The sequence below is a fragment of the Candidatus Hydrogenedentota bacterium genome (assembly GCA_019637335.1).
Taxonomy (GTDB): Bacteria; Hydrogenedentota; Hydrogenedentia; order Hydrogenedentales; family JAEUWI01; genus JAEUWI01.
Genome location: JAHBVV010000017.1, coordinates 108,901 through 120,518, shown reverse-complemented (window position 1 = coordinate 120,518; position 11,618 = coordinate 108,901). Strand labels below are relative to the sequence as shown.

5 protein-coding genes are annotated in these 11,618 nt (G+C 65.1%); 4 read left to right on the top strand and 1 reads right to left on the bottom strand.

Annotation, left to right across the window (positions count from 1 at the left end; genetic code table 11):
* The first annotated feature begins 102 nt into the window (after positions 1 to 102).
* Positions 103 to 1,233 (top strand): right-handed parallel beta-helix repeat-containing protein, encoded by a 1,131-nt coding sequence (locus KF886_17485; GenBank protein ID MBX3179151.1) that lies wholly within the window; start codon positions 103 to 105, stop codon positions 1,231 to 1,233.
* Here KF886_17485 and KF886_17480 read toward each other — a convergent pair.
* The gene (locus KF886_17480) at positions 1,217 to 2,056 is read right to left on the bottom strand and encodes a hypothetical protein (protein ID MBX3179150.1); all 840 of its coding nucleotides are present in this window, start codon (positions 2,054 to 2,056) and stop codon (positions 1,217 to 1,219) included. The genes KF886_17485 and KF886_17480 overlap by 17 nt on opposite strands.
* Before the next feature lie 142 nt (positions 2,057 to 2,198).
* Between KF886_17480 and KF886_17475 the strand changes: the two genes are divergently transcribed.
* The 3 genes from KF886_17475 (at position 2,199) to KF886_17465 (ending at position 11,358) form a co-directional block, all read left to right on the top strand.
* Entirely contained in the window at positions 2,199 to 3,452 is a 1,254-nt protein-coding gene (locus KF886_17475) for an MFS transporter (protein ID MBX3179149.1), read from the top strand.
* 340 nt (positions 3,453 to 3,792) lie between these two features.
* Positions 3,793 to 5,259: a Do family serine endopeptidase gene (locus KF886_17470; GenBank protein ID MBX3179148.1), complete on the top strand. Its 1,467-nt coding sequence runs from the start codon at positions 3,793 to 3,795 to the stop codon at positions 5,257 to 5,259.
* 456 nt (positions 5,260 to 5,715) lie between these two features.
* Positions 5,716 to 11,358 carry a hypothetical protein gene (locus tag KF886_17465; GenBank protein ID MBX3179147.1) on the top strand — a complete coding sequence of 1,881 codons (5,643 nt, stop codon included), beginning with the start codon at positions 5,716 to 5,718 and terminating at the stop codon, positions 11,356 to 11,358.
* Positions 11,359 to 11,618: the final 260 nt, after the last annotated feature.

Sequence of the window (11,618 nt, the reverse complement as noted above, 5' to 3'; positions counted from 1 at the left end):
AAGGTTGCCCTAAACTCATCGAGGCTCGATAGCGATGTCGCTTCAAGCACGTCGAGTGGTTCTACTTCTTAAAGCCGCCAAGCCCCAAATAGGAAATGCCAAATGCGGATAACAACAGCTTTTCTCGCCCTGTCCATCTCTTGCCTCGCCACCCTGCCCGGCTTTGCGGAGTCCCACGCCGGCGCCACGTTCCTCGTCGCCGCCCACAACGCCGCGGAATCCTCCAAAGCCGCCGCGGACTTCGTCTGCGATGGCGAGGGCGACCAGGAGGAGATTAACGCGGCGATCGCGGCGCTGCCGGAAGCGGGCGGCGTCGTCCAGCTGACCGAGGGCACGTTTGATATCCGCCGCGTCGAGGGCAAACTGGGCGGCGTGCTGATCGAGCGGAGCCACGTGACCCTGGCGGGGCGCGGCGCGGCGACGAAGCTGGTCCAGGCGCCGGCCCAGGAGACGAATGTCATCCGGATCATCGGCGACGGCGTGGGCCATATCACGATTCGCGATCTGCTCGTCGACGCGAACCGCGATGAAAACCCGCTGGGGGAGGGCGACCCGAACGTGTCCCACGGGCGCTTCGAGTTCTGCGGGATCAAGGCCTTCCGGACCTATCCCGGCGGGCCAGGCGGCGCGGACACGCACGACATCACCATCCGAAACTGCCATGTAATCAACGCGCGGCGATTGGGGATCATGCTGGAAGGCCCCAACATGCACGTGGTGGACAACTTCCTGAGCAATGCGAACTCGGACGTTGTGGAAATCCTCACGGGCCCGGGCATCATTCGCGGAAATTACGCGGAAATCACGGGACGCACCCACGTGGCCTTCGGATCGGACCGGGGCAACCATATCATCATGTCGGACAACGTGCTGCACGTGGCCCCGGAAGGGGATATCGACATCGGCTTCCGGTCCTGGGCCAACTCGAAACACCACGCAATCAACGGCAACGTGGTTCGCGTGGATTCAGGCGGCAAACTGGGCCGCGCGATGGATATCCGGGGCACGGAGACGGCCATCACGGGGAACACCATCCACAACCACGCGGGCAACGCGCGGCTCCCGCTGTACATCACCGCGGGCAACGCGGTGGTGTCCGGTAACGTCTTCGAGAACGTAACCATCGTGGTGGCGGATCAGACGGACGCCCAAAAACCGATTCGTATCACGGGCAACGTCCTGGAAAACAGCATAATCGACCACCAGCGGGGCAACCTCAACCCGCCGGAGTGACTTCCGGCCAACCTCTGTAGTACGAGAAGCCCGGATTTCGCGCCGGTGTACCAAAATCATGGCACGCGAAGGGCATACCCTTCTCCGCGTCGATGAGCACCGCAACCTCTCGCCGATCCCACCCGCCGACATCGCGCAGCAGCAGAATCAGGCACTTGTTGCCGAGCAGGTATGCTGCCGACCGGGTCTCCAGGGTCTTGTCTTCCGACTCGTCGGACTTCCGGGGCAATCCGGTAAACTGGAATCCCGCGATCAGGCGCTGGCCGGTGCCGGGCTGTAACTCTATCGTTTTTTCGCCGGCGATAACCCGGTCCGCGAGAAGTTCTTCCAGCGGAAAATCCTTGCAGCTCGCCAGTTCCGCGGTGATCTGGCGCCGTCCGGGGCAGGGGCCGTCGTACGCGCCCTCGGGCAGCCCGAACACGCGGGTGGAAAGCTGCATGGCGATATTGTGGGGGTACAGCCGGATCCAGCCGCCCCACGGGAAACGGGACTTCACGGACAGCACTTCGCCACGGGTCGTGTAATCCAGCCGTGGCAAGCGACTGTCGGCCGAACGTTTGACCAGAATATAGGGCGCGCCCGAGGCGTGGGCCGCGAGGCCCGTGGCGAAGAACACGGGCACGGGGTGCAGCAACACGATCAAGACGATCCACCCGTACTTCCCGGTCTGCGACAGCGCGACCGCGCCCAGCATCAGAAACACGATGGACAGATACGACGCGGGCGGGAAGAGAATGGTAATCCAGCACGCAATCAGTACGGCGGGGACGGTGACGGCCGGATTCCCGGCAATCGCCTTGATTCGTTCTTCGTCTATTCTCACGGGCGGTCCTTTTGCATTTCCCGATCAGAGGCGGCGCGATGAGCGTGTCGCGAAGTATGATAAAGGGACAATATTGTATTCGGCAACCCCGTGAATACCTTTCACACGGATTATTCAGGTATACTTCCGCCGCGATTCCCCCATGGTTTACCTACCCGAGCACCGCCCGATGGACCTGCCCAATCTCCGCATCTGCGCCGCGGCCTTCATTCTGGACGCCGCCCTCATGGTCATGCTGACCGCCATGCCATTCTATCTGTACGACCACCTGGACGCGTCGGTTTCCGTGCCGGGCGTCATTGGGTCGGTGCAGTCCATTCTCTACGCCATGGTGTGCATTACCATCAGCCGATGGATGAATCGCAACCGGCACAGCCTCCGGATTGCGGCCGGGGGCGCCCTGTATTATTGCGCGGCGTCCGCGTCCGCCCTGCTCTGGCCCGGGGTCGCCGGCTTTGGCGTTGCGAGCGTCCTGGCCATTGTCGGCATGTCGATTGTATGGCCGAGCCTGCACGGCTGGCTGGGCGCGAACCCGGATCCGCACCTCCGGGCGCGGTTCATGGGCCGCTTCAATGTCTCCTGGAGCTCGGGGCTGGCGGCGGGTCCCCTCGTGGGCGGCTTTCTGTACGATTTTCACCCGTACGCGCCGTTTATCGCGCTGGCGGCCATGGGCTTCGCCTGTTTCCTCTTGCTCTGGGGCGTGCCGCAGGAGGAAGAGTACTACACAACGCTGGCGGACGAGCCGGAAGCGGAATGGGCCGACCACGCGCAGCGCAGTGAACGATTTCTTATGGGCGCGTGGATCGCCAATGGCCTGGCGTGGGCGCTGGTGGGCGTGACGCGCCTCATCTTCACCAAGCGCGTGGACGACCTGGTGGCGGCCAACGAGCTTAGGCTCTTTGCGGAAGCGACGCCCCCCACGTTTTTGACGCAGAACCCCGCGAGCATCTACGCGACCATCGCCTTCCTACTGGCCGCCACGAGCGCGGCCGTGTTCTTCTGCATGGGCAAAACGCGCCACTGGCAGCATCGGTTCCGTTACCTGGCCGGCCTGCAGGTGGGGTCGGCCGCGGCCTTCTGGGTCCTCGGCAGCACGACGAGCCTCGTCGCGATGAGCCTGGCCTTTATGGTCGTGGGCGCATTCAGTGGAGCCGCGTTCTTCTCCAGCAGCTACTACAGCATGGCCAGCTACGCGCTACGGCGCCAGCGTAGCGCGATCAACGAATTCTTCGTGGGGCTGGGCAGCTTTATAGGCCCGCTGGGCGTGGGGCTGATTGCCGAGGCCTACGGCGTGCGAGTCCCGCTCCTGTATATGCCGGTCCTGATAGCGATCGGGCTGGCGGTGCAGTTCTACCTGGTGCGCGGCCGCTACCGCCTGGCGGGCAAGCCCGCCTGATCCGAAATTCCCAGACTGCGGTACGGAACACCCTATATCGGTCCACCCGCCACGTTCTGCGAATACGACTCCGCCCCCAAGCCGTTTAATTGCAGCAACTTGCATACATAGCCAAAGTTGGCACACTCCATGCGTGTCTCCTCGGAGGGCTCCGGCGCCTGCGATTGCCGGTTTGAATCCATGCGGCGCAACGCTGGTCCTGAGGGCATATCAATAATCGGGCAGTCTGTGTTATAACGAACAACATGCGCCGGTGGAGTCACACTGGCTCCCATAACACCAAGAGGAGACGTACATGTTCATATTCAGCCCCAGGAAGAGACGGACCGGCGCCACCGGCATGGCGGCCATACTGGCGATCGCGCTCGCGCCGTTCGTTATGGCCCCCCACGCGGCGGCCCAGGATGAAGCGGGCGCCATCACCGCCCTGAAGAATCTGGGCAACGCCTTCGCCGACATCACGGAGCAGACGTCCCCGGCGGTGGTGTTTATCCGCATCGAAAAGCGCATGAGCAACCGAATGTCCCTGGGCGCGCCGGGCCGGGGGCTTCCGGAAGATTTCTTCGAGCGCTTTTTCGGGATTCCCGGCCATCCGATGCCGGAAGCACCCGATAGCGGCGAGGGCCAGGGCGAGGGAATGCCGGTGCCGGTGGGCCAGGGCAGTGGCTTCATATTCAGCCCGGACGGACACATCATTACCAACCACCACGTGGTGGATGGCGCGGACAATATCGTGGTGACGCTGAGCGATGGGCGCGAGTTCGAGGCGACGGTCGTAGGCAGCGACGCCGAAACCGAGATCGCGGTCGTCAAGATCGAGGCCGAGGGCCTGCCGACGCTGAAGCTCGGGAATTCCGACACGCTCCGCGTGGGCGAGTGGGTGCTCGCCATTGGCAACCCCTTCGGGCTGAGCCACAGCGTAACGGCCGGCATCGTGAGCGCGCGCGGACGCAGCCAGGTGAACCTGCCGCGGGCGGGCTTCCTCGCCGATTTCATCCAGACGGACGCGGCCATCAATCCGGGTAACTCCGGCGGCCCCCTGCTGAACCTCGATGGCGAAGTCGTCGGACTGAATACGGCCATCCTCAGCCGCAGCGGCGGCTACATGGGCATCGGTTTCGCCATTCCGATCAACATGGTCGAGTACGTGACCGACCAGCTGATCAAGAACGGAAAGGTGGTTCGCGGCTTCGTCGGCATCCGGATACAGAATCTGGACCCGGAAATGTCCCAGTTCTGGGAAGGCGTCGACCAGGGCGTGCTCGTGGCCGAGGTGATGCCGGATACGCCCGCCGCCGCCGCCGGAGTCGCACGGGACGACGTCATCGTCGCGCTGAATGGACAGCCCGTCGCGGACGCCGGCGCGTTCAAGAGCCGCGTCTCCATCATCGCGCCGGGCGAAAACGCCGAACTCACAATCATGCGCAACGGCGAGAAGATCACCAAGACCGTCACGGTGGCGGCCTTCCCGGACGATCTCTCGGCCAGCGCCGCCCCCGTGGAAAAGGGCGTGGGCAAGAGCGACGAACTGGGCGTATCGGTGCAGGATCTCAACGAGGATCTCGCGGAGCGCTTCGGGTACGAAGGCGCGGCGGGCGTGATCATCACCGAGGTGAAGCCGAACTCTCCGGCGGCCTTTGCAAACCTGCGCGAGGGCGCGCTGATCCAGGAAGTCAACCGCAAGCCCGTGGCGAATGTGGACGAATTCAATGCGGCGCTGGAGCAGGCCAAGACCGAGCGCAGCGTATTGCTTCGCGTCCGCATCGACAGCGTTTCGAGCTACGTGGCGGTGAAGATCAACCGTTAAGCCGCCCCCGATACCCATCAAGCCTGCGCGCCCCCGGGATCCCCCCCGGGGGCGCGTTTTTTCAAGATCTTCCCGGTCGCGTGGTACAGCCGCTCATTGGGCGGCGCGTTACCCATTAAGGATGAAAATGGACGGCGGCTTCGCCGCCTGGCAGGCGGGGACGCCTGCGCTCCCAGCCTTTGCCGATTCCTTGTTCGGGTGTGCTGTAATCTGGTTTGTGTGAGGCCGTTGTGGTGACGCTGAACCTTAAGTTTTCGGAACAGGCTGTTCGACGCCCGCCCGCCCATGCAACCGAGTGTCCCGCCCGCGGTATAGGAGCACTATATGCCTTGTCCAAGCGTGGGCCGCCGCCGGGCGCATGATCGAAAATTTCTCGGTGACGGGGCTGGCTTCATGTGCATATAATGGTAGTCGCGGTACGTATCTGACCCTTTTACCCCTGGAGCTGTCCGACCCATGAAACCGTATCCCTCTCTTTTCCGCGCGCTGCTTCCCGCAATCCTTATCGCGGTGGCCTGCACTGCGCCGGTCGGGGCGCAAGATGCGCCCGCGGGCCCGAGGCTCGTGGGGACCTATCCCCTCCCCGGCGAACTCTTCACGGACCGGATTGTCTTCTATTTCGACGCGCCCCTGGCGCCCGTCGAGGCGGCGGACACGCTGATCGGCCTCGATCCCCCGCTCCCCGGCGAATGGTCGCAGGGAACCCACCACGTCGCGCTGGCGGTGCGGGCGGATCAGAATCGGAAGCCCGGGCGCTATCGCGCGGTGTTCCTGCCGGCGCTCCGGGGGACGGACGGCGCGCCCGCGCCACAGCCCGCCGATCCGGTGCAGTTCACGGACTTCGCGCTCGCCCTGGACAATGTCTCATACGGCCCGATTACCCCACAAACCGCCACCATTCAACTGCGCTTTTCCGCGCCCGTGGCGTGGGAGCAGGTCCAGGACCACCTGACGGTGACGGATGTGAACGGCGCAAACGTGGACTTCACGAGCCCGCGACGCGCAACCTCGTCCGCTCACCTGGTGTCCGTTCCCGCGCTGGAAACCGCGCCCTACACCGTCTCGCTGTCCCCGGGCCTGACCGATCACACTGGCCGCTTCCAGACGCGGGCGGCGCTCGAAGCGACCCTCCCCGCGCTGGGTAATTTCGCGCTGAGCAATGTCACCTGGGAGCACGTCGACGAGGAGACCGACCGGATCGCGCTTAAGGTGTCCTACCCGGTCGACGCCTCGCGCTTTCTCGACCATTTTAAGGTAGTCCCGGAAGGTGAAACGGATCCCCTGCCGCTGACCCGGGCCTCCTCGGACGAAAAGGATGTACTTGTCTATCACTTCCCGCGTACCGCGCCGGCCCACAAGGCGCTGCGCTACACATACACGCCGGGCCTCACCCTGGCGCCGCCGCTCTACCCCCAGACCGCCATTACGGGCACGCTCGCATTGAAGCGGGACGCGCTCCGTATCGACTATCACAACTGGGAGTCGCGCGGCGTCGAGTCCCCCCGGCTGACGCTCTACTTTAACGCCCAGGTTGACCCGGAAGACATGAAGGGACATGTCACTGTCACCCCGGCGGTGAACGGCCTGGAAATACGGCCGGGTACCTACGGCGGCGTGGATCTCGTGGCGGAGTGGGTGGAGAAGCAAGCCTATCGGATTACGATCGCCGCCGGCCTCGTGGACCGGGATGACCGGATGGGCGTCGCGCAACCCATACACTGGAATGCGGGCCGGGCCCCGGAACGCAGCGGTATCGGATTTACCCACGAGGGCTTCTACTACTTCCCGCGCCGTCAGGCGGGCCCGCTGACGATTCAGGCGCGCAATGTGAAAAAGGCCAAGGTGACGCTGTATCAACTGTTCCCCTCGAACCTGCCGCGCGCGCTGGAGGATTTCCAGGAGGGCAAGGCGCCGGGGTCCTTCGGCTACAACTTCGGTCGCAAGGTGGACGAGCGGGAAGTCCAGTTTCCCAACGCGCCGGGCGCAACCGTCGACACGACCCTGCCGGTGGCGGACTTTATGCCGGAAGGCCTCAAGGGCATCTTCGGCTTGTCGCTTTCGCCGGGCTACGACTACTACAACACGAAGATCGTCGTCTGGACGGATATCGGCGTGCTGGCGCACTGGCAGGACGGCCAATTCCTCGTGTACGCGCACAATCTCTGGGACCTGACGCCGCTGGCCGGCGCGAAGGTGACGCTGTATTCCGCGAAACACCAGTCCCTCGGCGAAACGCAAACCGGCGAGGACGGCGTGGCGCGCATCGACGGGCTGGACCCCGAACTGGGCCGCCCGCGCGCCGTGATCGTGGAGACGGACGACGACTATACCTTCCTGGCGCTCAATGAGCGCGGCGAGGATTCCGTGGGTTTCGATTACGCCATGCCGGGATACACGGGGGACGGCTACGACGCATTCCTCTACGCCGATCGCAATCTCTATCGCCCCGGCGAGCCGATGCACGTGCGCTGGCTGGTGCGGCAGGCGGATGGGTCCATGCTGGCGGGGGCGCCGCTGAAGCTCCGCGTGGTGGATCCGAAGGACAAGGTGCGCGAGTTTACGCACACCCTCTCGGCCTGGGGCAGCGGGACCGCGGATGTGGAAACCGCGCGCGACTGGCTCACGGGCGCCTACCGCCTGGAGCTGTGGGTCCCGGGGGCGGACACCGCCCTGGCGACGCAAACCGTGAACGTGGAGGACTTCGTGCCCAACCGGATCAGCGTGGCGGTGCAGCCGGGGTCGCCCTTCTGGCTCCCCGGCGACCAGCACGCGGTCACGGTGACGGGGACGCAGCTTTCGGGTGGCCCGGCGCGCGAACGGAAGGCCAGCGCGGCCGCCATCCTCGCGAAGGCGCCCTGGAAACCCGAGGGATGGGCCGAATACACCTTCACGAACGACGCGCCCTATAGCGGCGACGTGCGCGAACTGGGCGAAGCCCAGACGGACGGCCTCGGCAACGCGACCTTCTCCTTCACCTGGCAGCCCGCAAAGGATATGAGTTTCCCGGTCGAAGCCACGCTCCGCGGGGAAGTCTTTGAGGCGGGCGGGCGCAGTGTCGCGTCGCGAACAAAGGCCTTTGTCTTCCCGGCGCCCGAAGCGCTCGGCCTGGCGGTGGCCAGCGGCGCCTCCCCGAACACCGTCGATGTCGCGGTGGCGGCCGTACGCCCGGACGGGACCCCGTCGGACGCGGGGGCGGCCACCGTCACCCTGGAGAAGAAACAGTGGAGCTATTACCTCCGCCGCTATGCCGATCGGAACGAGCCCAACTGGAGCGACAACTTTGCGGCGCTGCAGACGGAGACGGTTTCGCTCCGTGACGGCAAGGGCTCGGTCACGCTGAAGATTCCCGATGGCTATGGCACGTACCGGGTGAAAGTGACGCGCGAAGGATCCTCGCAATACGCCACGCAGAGCTTCTGGGCCTACCGCGGGCAGGCCTACCTGTCGGACGCGAGCCGCCCGTCGCTGATTACACTGACGGCGGACGCAACGGCCTACAACATCGGCGACACGGCCACGGTGCGCGTGGATTCACCTTTTGATGGCGTGGCGATCGTGGTGGTGCAGGGCACGGCCATCGAAAAGGCCTTCACCGTGCCGATCAGCGGCGGCGCGGGCCGCTTCGAGTTGCCGTTGGAAGCCGGTTACCACCCCAATGTATGGGTGGAGACGACCGTGATCCACCCCGTGGAGCCCGGCGCGCCACTGACCCACCCCTATTCGAGCTTCGCCATGCTGAACCTCCCCGTGCGCGACCCGTCGAAAACGCTTCAGGTGTCCTTCCCCGGCCTGCCCGAGGAAATTCGCCCGCTGACGCAACTCGACGTGGCGGTGAACGTGGCGGGACCGGACGGGGCGCCGCTCGCCTCGGAAATCACGCTCGCGCTCGTGGACGAAGGCATCCACCAGATTCTGCAATACCAGAATCCCGATCCGGCGGCCTGGTTCCAGCGGGATCGCCGCCCGGAATACCGCCGCGCGCACTACTACGATCAGGTCGCCTACGATTTCACGGGCGCGAAGATCGGCGGCGGCGAACTCCTCAGGAAAAGGCTCGGCGAAGACGACGCGACCGTGGACGACAACTGGATTAAGCCGCTCGCGCTCTGGTCGGGCGCGGTGGAGACGGACGCCTCGGGTAACGCGACCATCGCTATGGACATTCCCGAGTTCGCGGGCAAGGTGCGCCTGGTCGCGGTGGCCACCACGGGCACGAAGGCGGGCAGCCAGGCCGCGAACGTGACCATTCGGCGTCCGGTCATCCTGCAGGCGACCCTCCCCCGCTTCGCCGGACCGGGCGATACGTTCGAAGCGACCGTTCTGGTTCAGAACAAGCGGGACTTCCCCGTGGTTGCAGCCCTGGAAGCGACGGCCACCGCGCCGCTGGCGATGGATCCGTATTCGCAGCGCTGGGAACTCCCGGCGAATGGCGAGGCCCTCGTGCGCATCCCCATGCGGGCCGAGGACATGACGGGGTCCGGCACGGTCCACTGGCGCATGGTCTCGACCGGCCCCGATGGCGCCACGCAGGATGAATACGCGGAAGACATGCCGCTCAAGATTCAGGCCCCCACGATCTACCAGGTCCGGAGCGAGATGGTCATTCTGGAGCCGGGCGAGCAGCGGGTTTTCCAGAACACCGAATTCCGCGAGGACGCCCTGCTGACGTCGCGCATCACGGCGACGCCCAACCCCCTCGTGCGTGTACGGAAGGCGCTCGACTATGTCGTGGGCTACCCCTACGGCTGCGCGGAACAGACCGTCTCCCGTTGCATGCCGCTCTTCCTGCTGGGCCAGGCCGCTGCGCGCACGGGCGACGGCTGGGAGGCCACGTACTTCCAGCAATTCTTGCAGGCCGGTATTGACCGGTTGGTGGCGATGCAAGCAGGGAGCGGCGGTATCGGCTACTGGCCGGGCGCGCGGGAACCGTACACCTACGGTTCGATCTACGCCGCGCATTTCCTCACGCTGGCGAAACAGGACCCGGCGCTCGCCGTGCCGGATGACGCCTACGAGAAGCTCATGCGCTTCCTGCGCGAGCGGATCCCGCTGGATCCGGCGGCGGGCAGCGGCAGCCTCTACAACTACAGCTACGCGTGCTATGTGCGCGCGCTGGCAAAAGATACGTCGGTGATGGAAGACATCGGCAGCCTGGACACCATCCCGACGCCGACGGCGGCGCGGCAGTGGCTTGCCCTGGCCATGCTTTCGATCAGCGGCGCGGAAGACCAGGTGCAGCAGTATCTAATGCGATGCCCGAGCGCACCGCACGACGCCCGCGAACAGGGCGGCACGCTGAACTCGGCGATCCGGAATGACGCGATCACCCTGATGACGCAGATCGCACTGGACCTGGATCAGTCGCTGGTGCACCCGCAGGCCGAGAGGCTTCTCCGCTATCTGGAGCAGCGCCCCTGGTCCACCCAGGAAGCGTCCTTCCTCATCACCGCGCTGGCGGAATACCTCAAGAAATACGCCGGCGACGTGACCCAGGCGCGCGCGACCATCGCGGCCCCGGACGGGACCACCGAGCAATCGGGCGACTTCCAGTACAACAGCAAGCACGCGGGGCCCGGCGGCGCCTATACCGTCACCAACAGCGGGCCCGCGCCCATTTACATTCATTTTGCAACGGAAGGCATCCTGCGGAACCCGGACGTCCCCGCGGCCTCCAACGGGATTGCCCTGGCCCGCGGCTTCACCGGCAAGTCGGGCGCCGTGGCGCCGGACGCCCTGAAGCACGGCGAGAACTACCTGGTGACCGTGACGATCACCTGCGACGAGGACTTCGAGAACGTCGTGCTGGCGGACCTGCTCCCCGGCGGCCTGGAAATCGAAAATCCGCGGCTGGACGGGACCGCCATGGCGGCCTGGAAGCTGTCCGGCGGCGTCATCCCGTCCTTCCTCGAAATGCGGGACGACCGGCTGATCGCCGCCTTCGACCGGCTCGCCCGCGGAACGCACCGGTTCCACTACGCGGTGCGCGCCGTGACCGCCGGCGCCTTCCACCATCCCGGCGCAAGCGCGGAGTGTATGTATGACGTGAAGTTCAACGGCCGCACGGCGGGGAGCTCGGTAACCATCGCCCCGCCGGATTGATGCACGGAACGGCCTTTGGCCGCAACCAAACAGTCTTGAACCGCGAATGAACGCATAGGAACGCGAATAGGGCTTGCGCCGTGGAAAGCGTCCGGTTCTATAGCCACGCAGTGGCGGGATACCATAGCCCAGGCGCGAGCGAAGCGAGCCCTGGGTTAGCCGCTCTCAATAGTGAAGCCCCAGAGGGGCGGCATAGAAAGATTCTCGCAATTTCCGTTGGCGCAACGACCACTCTCAACGCCATCGTAAATACGCATAGC